Genomic DNA, 14,564 nt, shown 5'->3' on the forward strand with positions numbered 1-14,564 from the left:
GCACCTCTTGTTGTGCAGCCCTGCTACCTCGGGTGCAGGACTGCCACTTGGTTTCGCCTGGCACCGATCCAGTCCCCTCTCCCTTCAGGGAGAGGGTTAGGGAGAGGGCCGCCCATGCCTGAACGGAGCACTGAAGCATGACCCAATCCGCCCTGCAGAAATCCACCCCCGAACCCTTCGTCATCGTCCCCCTCGACGCCCCGCTGGGCGCCGAAGTACGCGGCCTGGACGCCCGCGAGCCGCTCACCCCGGAGCAGATCCTGGCGATCAAGCAGGCCCACCGCGAATACCACATCCTGATCTTCAAGGACCAGCAACTCGACGATCAGCAGTACCTGCGCTTCGCCACCCTGTTCGGCGCGGTGTTCCAGCCGCCGGCGGACATCCCGGTGCTGTCTTCCGGAGCCGACGGCAAGGCCCCGGATATCGTCAAGGTGGCCAACACCGAGGACGGCGAGCTGGGCAACTTTGCCCTGCCGGCCCACATCGACCACCAGTGGACGCCGGTGCCCTCGTCCGGCTCCTTCCTTTACGCGCTGGAGGTGCCCAGGACCGGCGGCGAAACCCAGTTCACCAACCTCGCCCGTGCCTACGAGACGCTGGATGAAGCAACCCGCGCCGAGATCGTGCCGCTGCGCCTGATCAACTACAACCCGTTCATCCGCCTGAAGAGTGGCGGTTACAACGGCACCTTCGTGCGCTACCGCACCCCGGATATCGAGCCGATCCAGGGCACCGAACACCCGCTGGTGCGCACCCATCCGGAGAACGGCAAGCGCGTGCTGTTCCTCTCCGTGCACACCGAGGTTGAAATCCCCGGCGCCGATCCGCAACAGGGCGCGGCGCTGGTGGAGAAACTGCGCGAGCACCTGCAGCAGCCCGAGCTGATCTACAGCCACAAGTGGTCGGTCGGTGACATCGTCTGGTGGGACAACCAGGCCGTGCTGCATGGCCGCAATGCGTTCCCGGCGAGCGAGAAGCGCCGCCTGAAGCGCATCAGTCTCTCCGGCAGCCGGCCGTTCTGAGGCACCGTCCCACCTGCGGCGGATAACGCTGGCGCGTTATGCGCCCTACGAACCGGAGTATCCGCGGCGAGACTTGCCCTCACCCCAGCCCTCTCCCAAAGGGAGAGGGGGCCGTTCGGTGCGATTGGCGAAAATGAAGTCACCCGGCGAGCGCCGATTTCAGAACCGCTCAGGACAGTCCCCTCTCCCGCTTGCGGGAGAGGGTTAGGGTGAGGGTGAGGGGCCTTTGATTTTGTAGGAACCTCCAGCCCCGTAGGGTGAATACGCGCCAGCGATATCCGCCGCAATCCCCCGAAAAGCCCTGGAGACAACGCTCTCTATGCTTATGCCAAATCGTTTCTTGTCCTGAATCAATTATTCCTTTTATAGTTTCGGCAACTCGTCATAACAAGTTATGAACTATGGCCGAACTACTTCCCCTCTCCCCCGTTCCCCTCTACAGCCAGCTCAAGGAAGTCCTGCGCACGCGCATCCTCGACGGCACCTATCCGCCGCTCAGTCGGATGCCCTCCGAGGCCGAGCTGGGCAAGGCCTTCGAAGTCAGCCGGATCACCGTGCGCCAGGCGCTGGGCGACCTGCAGAAGGAAGGGCTGATCTTCAAGATCCACGGCAAGGGCACCTTCGTCGCCAAGCCCAAGGCGTTCCAGAACGTCAGCACGCTGCAGGGCCTGGGCGAATCCATGACCCAGCGCGGCTATGAGGTGATCAACCGCCTGCGCAGCTTCAAGACCGTGCCGGCCAACGCCCAGGTCGCCGCCCGCCTGCAGGTGGCCGAGGGCGAGAACGTGGTGCAGATCAAGCGCGCCCGCCTGGTCAATCGCGAGCTGGTGTCGCTGGAGATCACCTGGCTGCCCGAGCACGTCGGCAAACGCCTGGAGAAGGCCGACCTGGTCAGCCGCGACATCTTCCTGATCCTCGAGAACGACTGCGCCCTGCCCCTAGGGCACGCGGACCTGGCCATCGACGCCATCCTCGCCGACGCCGAACTGGCCCGCGCGCTGGAGGTGGAAGAAGGCTCGCCGGTGATGCGCATCGAGCGCCTGACCCACACCGCCGACGGCGCGCCGCTGGACTACGAACACCTCTACTACCGCGGCGATGCCTTCCAGTACCGCCTGCGCATCGACCGCCACAAGGGACAGCACCAATGAGCCAGTTCGACCTCTCCCAGGTACCCGAGGACAAGGAACTCGCCTACGACATCGTGGTGATCGGCGGCGGCACCGCCGGCCCGATGGCGGCGATCAAGGCCAAGGAAGCCAACCGCGAGCTGCGCGTGCTGCTGGTGGACAAGGCTAACGTCAAGCGCAGCGGCGCCATCAGCATGGGCATGGACGGCCTGAACAACGCGATCATTCCCGGCCACGCCACGCCCGAGCAGTACACCAAGGAAATCACCGTCGCCAACGACGGCATCGTCAACCAGGCGGCGGTCTACGCCTATGCCACCCACAGCTTCGAGACCCTGCAGCAGCTGGACCGCTGGGGCGTGAAGTTCGAGAAGGACGAGGTCGGCGACTACGCGGTGAAGAAGGTCCACCACATGGGTGCTTACGTGCTGCCGATGCCCGAGGGCCACGACATCAAGAAGGTGCTGTACCGCCAGCTCAAGCGCGCGCGCATCGAGATCACCAACCGCCTGGTGGTCACCCGCCTGCTGACCGATGCAGACGGCGCGGTCAACGGCCTGCTCGGCTTCGACTGTCGCACTGCACAGTTCCAGGTAATCCGCGCCAAGGCCGTGGTGCTCGCCTGCGGCGCCGCCGGCCGCCTGGGCCTGCCCTCGTCCGGCTACCTGATGGGCACCTACGAGAACCCCACCAATGCCGGCGACGGCTATGCCATGGCCTACCACGCGGGGGCGGAACTCTCAAACCTGGAGTGCTTCCAGATCAACCCGCTGATCAAGGACTACAACGGCCCGGCCTGCGCCTACGTCACCGGCCCGCTGGGCGGCTACACCGCCAACAGCAAGGGCGAGCGCTTCATCGAGTGCGACTACTGGAGCGGCCAGATGATGTGGGAGTTCCACCAGGAACTCGAAGGCGGCAGCGGCCCGGTGTTCCTCAAGCTCGACCACCTGGCCGAGGAAACCATCCAGACCATCGAGGACATCCTCCACAGCAACGAACGCCCCAGCCGTGGCCAGTTCCACGCCGGCCGTGGCACCGACTACCGGCAGCAGATGGTGGAGATGCACATCTCCGAGATCGGCTTCTGCTCCGGCCATTCGGCCTCCGGCGTTTGGGTCAACGAGCGGGCCGAGACCAGCGTCAGGGGCCTGTATTCGGCCGGGGACATGGCCGCCGTACCGCACAACTACATGCTAGGGGCCTTTACCTACGGCTGGTTCGCCGGCGCCAACGCCGCGCAGTACGTGGCCGGGCGCGGGTTCAGCGAAGTCGATGCCGCCCAGGTCGAGCGCGAGCGCGAACGCGTCTTCGCCCCGCTCAAGCGCGAGCACGGCCTGCCGCCGGCGCAGGTCGAGTACAAGCTGCGGCGGATGGTCAACGACTACCTGCAGCCGCCCAAGGTGACGAAGAAGATGGAGATCGGCCTGCAGCGCTTCGCCGAAATTGCCCGCGACCTCGACCAGATGAAGGCCAATAACCCCCACGAACTGATGCGCGCCATGGAAGCCAGCGTGATCCGCGACTGCGCCGAGATGGCCGCCCGCGCCTCGCTGTTCCGCACCGAGAGCCGCTGGGGGCTGTACCACCATCGCGTCGACTATCCGCTGCGCAACGATGCCGAGTGGTTCTGCCATGCGCACCTGAAGAAGGGCGAAGACGGCGCGATGACGAGTTTCAAGAAGCCGATCGAGCCGTACGTGATCGCTCTCGATGAGGATGAGCAGCAGGCTTACGAGCGGCTGCGGGTGAAGAGCGAGGCGGCTTGATGTCCGCCGGCAGGCCGAAGAGCCCCTCTCCCCCCGCCCTCTCCCGCAAGCGGTAGAGGGAGCTGTCCGGTGCCAGCGGCAATCATGGAGTCAGCCAGCGGGCATGGGAGTACACGCAAGACCGAACGGAAAAAGAGCTATCCGGCGAGTTCAGCGGTATCCGCCGGCACGATCAAGCCCCCTCTCCCTTCAGGGAGAGGGCTGGGGAGAGGGTAACGAGCCACCGCGCCGAACCTTCGACCTGAACAACCAGCCCGCCGCCACGACGGCCGGCAAGCAACACGATGAGGACCGCGTGCAATGGCCTACCAACCCCAGGAAATCTTCTTCCGCTCCAGCGCCCCGGTGACGGTGGACGAGGACAAGTGCATCGCCGACAAGGGCTGCACCGTCTGCGTCGAGGTCTGCCCGATGGACCTGCTGGCGATCAACCCCGCCACCCAGAAGGCCTACATGGCCTTCGACGAATGCTGGTACTGCATGCCCTGCGAGAAGGACTGCCCGACCGGCGCGGTGAAGGTCGAGATTCCCTACCTCCTGCGCTGAGACCGCCGTCCCGTGCAGCTCCGTAGGGCGCATAACGCGCCAGCGTTATCCGCCATGGATCCATCGGCGGATAACCTGTTCCAGGTTATGCGCCCTACGGTGCTACGACGCGGCTCCTGCAGGTGAACGCAGGACGACACCGATAACCAGAAACGCCATCCGGCCCCACCGCCGGACGCCTGATGCACCGCCCCTCGTTTCCCACCGCAAGGCCTGCGGCGGAGACGATTCCAACACTGATGATTCGAGGGGAACACCCATGACCTTGCGCACCACCCTGGCCGGCCTTGCGCTCGCCATTGCCAGTCTTTCCGCCCATTCGGAAACGATCCGCGTCGCCATCGGCACCCAGGACACCACCATCAACTGCGCCGCTGGCGGCCTGCTGATCCGCGAACTCGGCCTGCTCGACAAGTACCTGCCCCACGACGGCGCATACAAGGACGCGCAGTACGACGTGCAGTGGAAGAACTTCACCAGCGGCGCGCCGCTGACCAACGAGATGGTCGCCGGCAAGCTCGACTTCGGCGCCATGGCCGACTTCCCCGGCTCCCTCAACGGCGTCGCCCACGAGGCCGCCGGCAAGCGCAGCCTGTTCATCAGCGTGCTCTCAGGGAGCATCGACGGCAGCGGCAACGGCATCGTCGTCCCCGCCGCGTCCAGGGTGCAATCGCTGGCCGAACTCAAGGGCCAGACCATCTCCGTGCCCTTCGCCTCCACCGCCCACGGCCTGCTGCTGCGCGCCATCGCCGCGCAAGGCTGGGACCCGGAGAAGGACGTCACCATCATCGCGCAGCCGCCGGAAGTCGCCGGTTCCGCGCTGCAGGCCAACAAGATCGCCGCCCACGCCGACTTCGTACCCTTCGCCGAGCTGTTCGAAAGCCGTGGCATCGCCCGCAAGATCTACGACGGCTCCCAGGCCAAGGCGCCGACCTTCCACGGCGCGCTGGTGGAAGCCGACTACGCGCAGAAGTACCCGGAAATCGTCGAGGCCTACCTGCGCGCCACCTACGAAGCCAACCAGCTGCTGGCGCAAGACCCGGAAAAATACAGCGAGCTGATCGAGAAGGTCGCCGGCATTCCCGCCGAAGTGAACTACCTGTTCCACGGCCCGCTCGGCCTGCAGACCCGCGACCTGACCTGGAAACCCGAATACCGCCAGGCCGTGGCCACCGCCATCGACACCCTGAAGCTGCTGAAGAAGGCCGACCGCGGGCTGAACGTCGACCAGTTCGTCGACGACCGCTACCTCCGCGCCGCCTTCAAGGCCTCCGGTGCCGACTACGACGCCGCGCTGAAGAACTACGCGCAACAGCCGCTGCTGGGCAATGACGCGCTGACCAACCAGCCGATCAGCGATACCCGCAAGGTCGCGCAGATCTGGGTGCGCGGTGAGCAGAAAGTGCGTAGCTACGCGACCGCCAAGGAGGCGCTGGGGCAGCTGGCCGAACTCAAGCAACAGGGCAAGGACATCCGCGCGGTGTACGCCCAGGCCAGCGACAGCGGCATCAAGCTGCTCGCCGGGCAGGCCTGGTTCGTGCGTGGCGAGGACGGCGCACTGGATGCCTTCCTGCTGCGCGAACAGGCCGATGCCTTCGCCCGTCAGCACGGTGGTGAGGTCGCTGACTTCGCCGCCGCCAGCCAGCAGGCCGTGGCCAGCCGCTGAATCGACAACCCGCCCCGGCGCCCACGCGCCGGGGCGGGCGGAGACCGCAGATGAACACCCCCCCCCTCACCCGCTGGAGCCTGCGCCTGGCCTCTCTGCTGGTCTGCCTCGCACTCTGGCAGGTGCTCAGCGCGCGCCACGTCAACCTCGGCGTGGTCACCTTCGCCAACGTGCCCGGCCCGCGTGCCGTGCTCGACGCCGCCTGGGACCTCGCGCAATCGAGCAAGCTCGGCCGCCACCTGGGCAGCAGCCTGCTGCGGGTGCTCGCCGGTTACCTGCTGGCGGCTTTCGCCGGCATCCTCCTCGGACTCGTCATCGGCCGTGGGCGCTGGGCGCGCGACAGCCTGTTGCCACCGCTGGAAGTGCTGCGGCCGATCCCGGCGGTGGCCTGGATTCCGCTGGCGATCCTGATGTTCCCCAGCTCCGAACTGTCGATGATCTTCATCACCTTCACCGGCGCGCTGTTCCCGATCCTGCTCAACACCATCCATGGCGTCGAAGCCGTCGACCCGCGCCTGCTCGCCTCCGCCCGCAGCCTCGGCGCCGGGCGCCTGGCGCTGCTGCGCGAAGTGGTGCTGCCGGGCGCCGCGCCGAGCATCGTCACGGGCCTGGCCATCGGCATGGGCACCTCGTGGTTCTGCCTGGTGACCGCCGAGATGATTTCCGGGCAATGGGGCATCGGCTACTACACCTGGGAGTCCTACACCTTGCAGAACTACCCCGACATCGTCGTCGGCATGCTGCTGATCGGCGTGCTCGGCATGGCCAGCAGCCTGCTGGTACGCCAGCTCGGCGCACTGGTCACGCCCTGGCAGCGCCAGGCCGGAGGCAAGCCATGACCCTGCCCGCCAGCGCACCGGGGCGCGTACGCGTCGACGGTCTGTCGATCCACCTGGGCAGCGGCCGCGACGCCTTCGAGGCCGTGCAATCCCTGAGTTTCTCCATCGAGCCCGGCGAGTTCGTCTGCGTGCTCGGCCCCTCCGGCTGCGGCAAGTCCACCCTGCTCGGCGCCCTGGCCGGGCACCTGAGGCCCAGCGCCGGCCAGCTGGAAGTGGACGGCCAGAGCGTCGCCGGGCCGTCGCCCGAGCGCGGCATGGTGTTCCAGCACCACACCTTGCTGCCCTGGCGGACCGTGCGCAACAACGTCGCCTTCGGCCTGAAGATGCGCGGCGTGCCCCGCACCGAGCGCCATCGCCAGGCGGACGAGATGCTCCAGCTGGTGGGCCTGAACGGTTTTGCGGGGCGCTGGCCATCGCAGCTCTCCGGCGGCATGCAGCAGCGCGTGGAGATCGCCCGTGTGCTGATCAACCAGCCGCGCCTGCTGCTGATGGACGAACCCTTCGGCGCCCTCGATGCGCAGACGCGGATGATGATGCAGGAGCTGCTGCTGGACATCTGGACGCGCCTGCGCACCAGCGTGCTGTTCATCACCCACGACATCGACGAGGCGCTGTTCCTCGCCGACCGCATCCTGGTGATGAGTCCGCGCCCCGGACGCATCCTCGAGGACATCCGCCTCGACTTCCCGCGCCCGCGCCACGCCGACCTGCTCACCAGCCCGGAATTCTCCCGGCTCAAGCGCCACTGCCTGGAACTGCTGCGCCACGAAGACGGCCGCCAGCTGCCGCGCCTGACGCCACTGGGCCTGCCCACTCCACAACGGATACCGCGATTCGCCATATGACCGACTTCAATCCCTCATCCAGCATCAGCACCGACAATCCCGACATCCTCGACCTCCAGCCACGCCTGCAGGACGCCGACGCCGGCGTACGGCGCATCGCCCTGATCGAACTGGCCGATCTGGAAGAACCCGATGGCCTGCCCTGGCTCGCCCACGCGCTGAACCATGACTCCGCCGCCAGCGTCCGCGCCGAGGCCGCGCGCCTGCTGGAAGCCTGGGAAGAACCCGAGGTGGTGGACGCCCTCTGCCAGGCCCTGGCCGACAGCGACAATGAAGTGCGCGAAGCCGCCGCCCAGAGCCTGAGCGAACTGAAGACCGCCGAGGCCGGCGTGCGCCTGCTGCCCTGGGCGACCCATGCCGACCTCTTCGTCCGCCGCAGCGCCTTGCGCGCCCTGCGCGAACTGCGTCTGGAAGTGGCCGCCGAACCGGCCCTGGCAGCGCTGGACGACAGCGACGCCGGCGTGCGCCGCGAAGCCGTGGGCATCCTCGGCTGGCTCAAGCGCATTGACGCGCTGCCGCACCTGGCGCGCCTGACCCGTGACGACCCGGACGCCGAAGTCCGCCGTGCGGCTGCCGGCGCCCTCGGCCTGGCCATCGACGCCAGCGTGCTGCCAGCCCTGCAAGCGGCGCTGGCCGACCCGGCCTGGCAGGTGCGCGAGGAAGCCGCCGGCACCCTCGGCAAACTGGCTCTGCCCGAAGCCGGTGATGCGCTGGTACAGGCACTGGAAGACAACTTCTGGCAGGTGCGCCTGCGCGCCGCCCGCTCGCTGGGCAAGCTGCGTTATCTGCCGGCGCTGGAAGGCCTGAAAGTCGTCCTCGGCCACGGCATCAGCAACCTGCGCAAGGAAGCGGCACTGGCTCTGGGTGAGCTGGGCAGCGGCGATGCCATCGACGCGCTGCGCAACGCCGAAATCGACGGCGACCCGGAAGTTCGCAAGGCCGTGCGTATCGCGCTCACCCAACTGGGGCAGCCAGCGTGAACACACCCGTCGCACTGCACCGCTCCAGCGCCGACAGGGAATTGCGCATCCGCTGGGACGACGGCGTCGAGCAGTGCATCGCCTTCACCCGCCTGCGCGGCGCCTGCCCCTGCTCGCAGTGCCGTGCGGCGCGCCTTCAGGGGCGCATCGAGCTGGTCTGCGCCGGAGTCGTCCTGCAGGAACTGAACCTGCAGGGTTATGGCGTACAGCTGGTGTTCGACGATGGCCACGACCGGGGTATCTACCCCTGGTCCTACCTGCGCGAACTGGGACGGAGATAACTCAGGTGATCGCGCGGGACAGGTGCTCCAGCACGCGCTCCACCGCGCGCTCCAGGCAACCCTTGAAGAAGTGGTCCGCGCCGGCGTAGAGCACCACCTCGCGCTGCGTCGGGCGCGCCCAGTCGAGCAGGTTCGCCAGCGGCGCCATCTCGTCCGCCTCGCCATGCAGCAGCAGGCAATCGGCAGGCAGGTCCTGTGCTTCGTAGTCCCGGCCACCGGGCACCGTGCCCACCGGCAAACCCATCAGCGCGATGGCCTGCGCGGGCGGCGACAGCTCGCTGGCTATGCGGGCAAATACATACGAGCCGAAGGAAAAGCCCACCAGCGCCAGCGGCAGCTGCGGATACTCGCTACGCAGGTGCGCGATCACCGCGAGCATGTCCTGCGCCTCGCCGATGCCTTCGGCGTACTCGCCCTGGCTGCCATCCACACCCCGGAAGCTCGGCCGTACGGTCATCCAGCCGGCGCCACAGAGCTTGCGCGAAAGGGTCAGCGGCACGCGGTGTTTGGGGCTGCCGCCGAGCAGCGGCTGCGGATGGCTGATCAGCGCGATGCCTTGCACCGGCAAGTCCGGCCGGTCGATCAGCAACTGCAGCTTGCCCACCGGGCCATCGATCAGTTGTGTGCTGCGCTGTTCTTCGGCGGGCATCGGATTTCCTTGGGAAGGGAGGGAACCCGCATTGTAGAACCGTCGCTTTCCCGCGTCATGGCACGCAAGGCCCGTTGCGGGCCCGCCAGGACAACAGCAGATCGAATGTCGTTCTCCCCTTCATCGGGAGTGGCAAACGAATGACGAACAAACTGACGCTTCCCACAACAAAAGCAGATCCGAATTTGATCGACTTCAACCTCGCCCGAACTGCCACCCTGCGTCCCTGCTCCGCCCCCTACCCTGACCTCACTGCCATGCCCATGGCGGTACGCACGAAGAAGCTGCCATGCCGTCTCGTGCGTCTTCCGCAAGCCTCCGGGTTCTGCAATCCCAATGGGAGTGTGAGACATGAACACCTACCCCTTTGACGAGCAGAAGGACCTGCTGCGTTGGCAAGATGTCTGCTATGGAGCGTCACCCCTGATCTACATTCACGGCCTGGGCTGCGCATCGACCAGCGACTATCCCGCGGTCATCGCGTCGGACGCCTATTGCCGGCGCCGCTCCTGGCTGGTCGACCTGCCCGGCGCCGGTTTCAGCGACAAGCCCGACGCTACCCTCTACGGCACAACGGCCCAAGCCCAGACACTGGAAAACTGGATTCTCAGCACCGGCGTCAACCGCTGCGGCCTGTTCGGTCACAGCGCCGGCGCCTTCATCGCGCTCAAGCTCGCGGCCGCGCTGCCAACCAAGGTCAACAAGCTGATCCTCTGCCAACCCGGCCTCACCGAATATGGCGTCGCCCTGCTCGAATCCATCACGGCCATGGGTGAAAGCGAGTTTGTCGCCATCGGCTTTTCACAACTGCTTGAACGACTCAGGGAAGACGGAGACAACGAAGCCTGGCTCGGCCCCTTCCAGGTCAGCTCGCCGCAGGCCATCTACCAGTGGGCCGGCGCGGCGCTCGCCGACTACGACACTGGGCGGTGGATCGAGGCCCTGAAAGTGCTGCGTACCCCCAAAAAGGCCGTAATCCTCTCGGACAACACCCCCTTGAACGACATCCGCCTGTATCACCAGGCCGGCTGCCGGGTTGAGATCGTTGCCCATAGCGGGCACATGATCGCCTACGACAACCCGGATGGCCTGGCGCAGGCAATTTCCCACCTCGCCTGTTAGACACGCTACGTGCCGCACCGGCGCCCCAGAACGAGGCGCCGGTGCCAGCCATTACAGGATCGACAGCGGGTAGTCGACGATCAGGCGGAACTCATTGACGTCGCCCTCGGCCTGGTCGGCGTTGCCTCGATGGATCGCCTCACGCAGGCGGAAGGACAGGTCCTTCGCCGGCCCGGACTGCACCACGTACTTGGCTTCCAGGTTGGTCTCGTGGTGCTTGCCGTCCTCACCGTAGCCATAGCCGCGGTACGGGCTGTCGGCGGCCATTTTCGTGCCGTCGATGCCATGGCCGTTGACGTAGCGGGCCATGAAGCTCAGGCCGGGGATGCCGTAGGTGGCCATCGCCAGGTCATAGCGCAGCTGCCAGGACTTCTCTTCCGGACCGTTGAAGTCCGAGTACTGGATGGAGTTGGCGAGGAAGATCGAATCGCCGGTGTCGCCGGGGCCGTTGACGCCGAAGGCCACGTAGTCGAACGGCGTATCGCCGTGGACCTTCTGATACGCCAGCGTCAGGGTATGCGCGGTGAGGAAGGTGTACGCGGCGGCGGCGGACCAGGTGGTGTTGCTGATCTCGCCGGCCTTGGCGCTGCCGTCGTCATTGGTGCGGTAGAGGTTGAAGTCGAAGTTCAGCGACTGGTCATCCGCCAGCGGCAGCGTGTAGTTGGCGTTACCGTAGTACTGGCGCCACACGTCTTCGAGTTTGGACGCATACAGCGAGAAGTTCAGCGCGTCGTTGACCGCGTACTTGCCGCCCACGTAGTCGATGCTGCTGGCCTCGACGTTGGCGTAGGAGGCCCAGATGCCGTGGTCGCCGTTGGTGGTCACCGGGCCGTTGCCGCCGGTGAAGTGGCCGCCGTCCAGGTCCAGCCCCTCGATCTCGCTGCTGAGCACGTTGAAGCCGGTGGCGGTCTGTGGGAACAGGCGGGTGCCGCCGGCGGCGAACACCGGTGCGGTGGGCTGCAGGTCGCCCCAGCGCAGTTCGGTCCTGGAGACGCGCAGCTTCACCGCGCCGCCAGCGCGGCCGTACTCGCTTTCCGGCGAGCCGTCGTCACGCACCGGCAGGTTGCCGGTGCCGGAGGTGCCGGCACCGCCGTCCAGGCGGATGCCCCAGTTGCCGAAGGCCTCGACACCGAAGCCGACGGTGCCCTGGGTGAAGCCGGAGCTGTAATTCAGCGTGAAGCCCTGGGTCCAGTCCTTGCGGTCACCGGCCCCGGACTTGCGGTCGCTGTTGTAGTAGTAGTTGCGCATCAGCAGCGAAGCGGTGCTGCCTTCGATGAAGCCGGTGGCTTCGGACTGGTCGGAAACGGCGGCGGCGTGCGCCAGCTGGAACGGAATGCCGGCGAGCGATGCACTGACACAGGCACCGAGCATTGAAAGACGGAACGCGGACATCTGCTACCCCTTTGTTGGACTTGTCTTGGCAGGTGTATCGATTGAATTCTGAACAACTTTCTTATGTTTCCCCGCCCTAGGCAGAGCCAGCGAAGAGATAACAATCCCTCGTCCGCGCCTCAAACCAGCTTTGTCGATAGTCGATATCGAGACGAATGATTCAGCATTTGCCGATATCGCCATTAAGCTTGCGCCCCGATGAAGCACATGAGTCCCGGACGCCCGCTCCAGAGCGTCCGGAGGATTGCTCCACTTCATCATCCTTTGGTTTGGCCGCCTCCCCAGGCGGCCTTTTTTTGCCTGAAGAAAAGTTGTGGAACAGCCGTTCCAGACCATTTACCGGATAATTATCCCGGCCACCTCCCAAGTTATTCGCACGGTATTTCCCGCTAACTTCCCCTGAACTTATCCGGGCAATTTCCGCAGGATCAGGCAACTATTTCGCCCGCCGGAAGTTCACCCGGCACGCCGTTCATCCCCTGCGCCGTCCCTCCCCCAACGACTCACTTGCGCAAAGCAAGTGACCGTTTTAGATTACGATCATAATCTTTTCCGACCGAGCCTTGCCTGTGGCATTGCCAGGCCCGTGACAAGGCGGCCCGATTGGATGATGAGATTAATTTAAAGAGGTGCAGCCATGCGCAGAACCAGCTTCGACCACCTGCCCTGCCCCGTCGCCCAGGCGCTGGACCTGATCGGCGACAGCTGGAACATGCTGATCCTGCGCGAATCCTTCTACGGCTCCACCCGCTTCGATCAGTTCCTCGCACGATTGGGCATTGCCAGCAACGTGCTCACCCGCCGCCTGCGCGCCCTGGTGGACAGCGGTCTGCTGCAGCGCCGCCAGTACAACGACCACCCGCCGCGCTTCGACTACCTGCTCACCGAGCGCGGCCGCGACCTGCGCTCGGTGCTGCTGACCCTGCTGCAGTGGGGCAAGCGCCACGCCGGCATGGCCAGCGCCGCCGAGCTGGTGGACACCCGCAACGGCCGCCCCGTGCGTATCGCCCTGGTGGATGCCGACAGCGGCGAGCCCATCGGTCCGCAGCACCAGATTCACCGCCGCGAGGGCGACCGACTCGTCCCCGTCTTCCCGCAAGCAATTCCCCAGAACATTCCCCAGAACACTCCCCACGCCGATCACGCCTGAGCGAGGCCGCCATGAACCAGCCCTTCACCCTCCCCACCACGCCAGCCGTCGACACGGCCAGACCGAAATCCCGCAAGGCGCTCAGGCTGGGCATCGCCACCGCAGCCATCCTCGGCGCAGCCGCCTACGCCGGGCACTGGTGGCTCGACGGGCGCTTTCTGGAGAAGACCGACGATGCCTACGTCGGCGGCGACGTCACCGTCATCAGCCCGCGCGTAGCCGGCTACATCGCCGAGTTGAAGGTCAGCGATAACCAGCGGGTGCATGCCGGCGACCTGCTCGCGCGCATCGATGACCGTGACTACCGCGCCGCTCTGGCAAAAGCCGAGGGCGCGGTGCATGCCGAGGAAGCGGCGCTGGGCAATGTCGACGCCCAGGCCTCGCTGCAGGACGCACTGATCCGCCAGAGCCAGGCGGAGATCGACGCCGCCGCTGCGGAAGAGGTTCGCACCCGCGACGACCAACGCCGCTACGCCACCCTGGTGCGCACCAACGCCGTGTCGGTGGAAGCCGCACAGCGCGCCGACGCCAGCTTCAAATCCGCCCGCGCCAACAGCGACAAGGCCCGTGCCAGCCTGCTTGCCGCGCGTCGCCAGCTGGACGTGATCCACAGCCAGCGCCAGCAGGCCCAGGCCGCGCTGGAGCAGGCCGTCGCCGCCCGTGACCTGGCGCACCTGGACCTTGGCTACACCGAACTGCGAGCCCCGGTGGACGGCTACATCGGCAACCGCCGTGCGCGGGTCGGCAGCTACGTCGCCGCCGGTACCCAGTTGCTCGCCGTGGTGCCCGCGCAGGGCCTGTGGGTGGACGCCAATTTCAAGGAAGACCAACTGGCGCGCATGCAACCCGGCCAGGCGGTGACCATCGAGGCCGACATCCTCCCCGGCAAGGTCTTCCACGGCCACCTGGACAGCCTCGCCCCGGCCACCGGCGCGCAGTTCAGCATCCTCCCGCCGGAGAACGCCACCGGCAACTTCACCAAGATCGTCCAGCGCGTGCCGGTGCGCGTGCACCTGGACGACGCCGACGGCCGCCTCGGCAACCTGCGCCCCGGCCTTTCCGTGCTGGTGGAAGTGGACACCCGCGCCCACGAGCATGGCGACGCCGACCAGCGCGTCGCCCTGAGCAACCAGCCGTGAACCTCTCCGGCAGCAAGCTGTGGATCGCAAA

Annotated in this window: 14 protein-coding genes; 12 read left to right on the forward strand and 2 right to left on the reverse strand. The window is 66.4% G+C overall.

The features are described 5' to 3' along the window. Positions 1-137: 137 nt before the first annotated feature. From IB275_RS17230 to IB275_RS17270, 9 genes are all read left to right on the forward strand, one after another. Positions 138-1,025 carry a TauD/TfdA dioxygenase family protein gene (locus IB275_RS17230; protein WP_192295734.1) on the forward strand — a complete coding sequence of 296 codons (888 nt, stop codon included), beginning with the start codon at positions 138-140 and terminating at the stop codon, positions 1,023-1,025. 401 nt (positions 1,026-1,426) lie between these two features. Beyond that, entirely contained in the window at positions 1,427-2,176 is a 750-nt protein-coding gene (locus tag IB275_RS17235) for a GntR family transcriptional regulator (protein ID WP_192295735.1), read from the forward strand. Then, positions 2,173-3,924: a fumarate reductase/succinate dehydrogenase flavoprotein subunit gene (locus IB275_RS17240; RefSeq protein WP_192295736.1), complete on the forward strand. Its 1,752-nt coding sequence runs from the start codon at positions 2,173-2,175 to the stop codon at positions 3,922-3,924. The genes IB275_RS17235 and IB275_RS17240 overlap by 4 nt, the downstream gene beginning before the upstream one ends. Before the next feature lie 300 nt (positions 3,925-4,224). Continuing rightward, positions 4,225-4,470, forward strand: a complete 246-nt coding sequence (locus IB275_RS17245; RefSeq protein WP_081517023.1) for a 4Fe-4S dicluster domain-containing protein — start codon at positions 4,225-4,227, stop codon at positions 4,468-4,470. A 259-nt stretch (positions 4,471-4,729) separates the two neighbouring features. Further along, entirely contained in the window at positions 4,730-6,136 is a 1,407-nt protein-coding gene (locus IB275_RS17250; protein WP_192295737.1) for an ABC transporter substrate-binding protein, read from the forward strand. 50 nt (positions 6,137-6,186) lie between these two features. Continuing rightward, a complete protein-coding gene (locus IB275_RS17255) occupies positions 6,187-6,975 on the forward strand; it encodes an ABC transporter permease (RefSeq protein WP_192295738.1) in 789 nt (262 codons plus the stop codon). Continuing rightward, positions 6,972-7,820: an ABC transporter ATP-binding protein gene (locus tag IB275_RS17260; RefSeq protein ID WP_192295739.1), complete on the forward strand. Its 849-nt coding sequence runs from the start codon at positions 6,972-6,974 to the stop codon at positions 7,818-7,820. The genes IB275_RS17255 and IB275_RS17260 overlap by 4 nt, the downstream gene beginning before the upstream one ends. Then, on the forward strand, positions 7,817-8,800 hold the full coding sequence (locus IB275_RS17265; protein ID WP_192295740.1) for a HEAT repeat domain-containing protein: 984 nt from the start codon (positions 7,817-7,819) through the stop codon (positions 8,798-8,800). The genes IB275_RS17260 and IB275_RS17265 overlap by 4 nt, the downstream gene beginning before the upstream one ends. Beyond that, positions 8,797-9,081, forward strand: coding sequence for a gamma-butyrobetaine hydroxylase-like domain-containing protein (locus IB275_RS17270; protein WP_081517018.1), 285 nt, complete (start codon positions 8,797-8,799; stop codon positions 9,079-9,081). The genes IB275_RS17265 and IB275_RS17270 overlap by 4 nt, the downstream gene beginning before the upstream one ends. 1 nt (position 9,082) lies before the next feature. On the opposite strand, the gene IB275_RS17275 is transcribed toward IB275_RS17270, so the two are convergent. Next, positions 9,083-9,730: an alpha/beta hydrolase gene (locus IB275_RS17275; RefSeq protein ID WP_192295741.1), complete on the reverse strand. Its 648-nt coding sequence runs from the start codon at positions 9,728-9,730 to the stop codon at positions 9,083-9,085. Between the two features lie 351 nt (positions 9,731-10,081). Between IB275_RS17275 and IB275_RS17280 the strand changes: the two genes are divergently transcribed. After that, positions 10,082-10,852 carry an alpha/beta fold hydrolase gene (locus IB275_RS17280; RefSeq protein WP_192295742.1) on the forward strand — a complete coding sequence of 257 codons (771 nt, stop codon included), beginning with the start codon at positions 10,082-10,084 and terminating at the stop codon, positions 10,850-10,852. 51 nt (positions 10,853-10,903) lie between these two features. Here the strand turns inward: IB275_RS17280 and IB275_RS17285 are convergent, their stop codons facing one another. Continuing rightward, positions 10,904-12,244: an OprD family porin gene (locus tag IB275_RS17285; protein ID WP_405308171.1), complete on the reverse strand. Its 1,341-nt coding sequence runs from the start codon at positions 12,242-12,244 to the stop codon at positions 10,904-10,906. Between the two features lie 637 nt (positions 12,245-12,881). Here IB275_RS17285 and IB275_RS17290 point away from each other — a divergent pair. Together IB275_RS17290 and IB275_RS17295 are read left to right on the forward strand one after the other, a co-directional pair. Further along, positions 12,882-13,394 (forward strand): winged helix-turn-helix transcriptional regulator, encoded by a 513-nt coding sequence (locus IB275_RS17290; RefSeq protein WP_192295743.1) that lies wholly within the window; start codon positions 12,882-12,884, stop codon positions 13,392-13,394. 11 nt (positions 13,395-13,405) lie between these two features. Further along, positions 13,406-14,533 (forward strand): HlyD family secretion protein, encoded by a 1,128-nt coding sequence (locus IB275_RS17295; RefSeq protein WP_192295744.1) that lies wholly within the window; start codon positions 13,406-13,408, stop codon positions 14,531-14,533. Positions 14,534-14,564 lie beyond the last annotated feature (31 nt).

The sequence above is a fragment of the Pseudomonas sp. PDM21 genome, assembly GCF_014852505.2.
In the GTDB taxonomy this organism is placed as follows: domain Bacteria; phylum Pseudomonadota; class Gammaproteobacteria; order Pseudomonadales; family Pseudomonadaceae; genus Pseudomonas.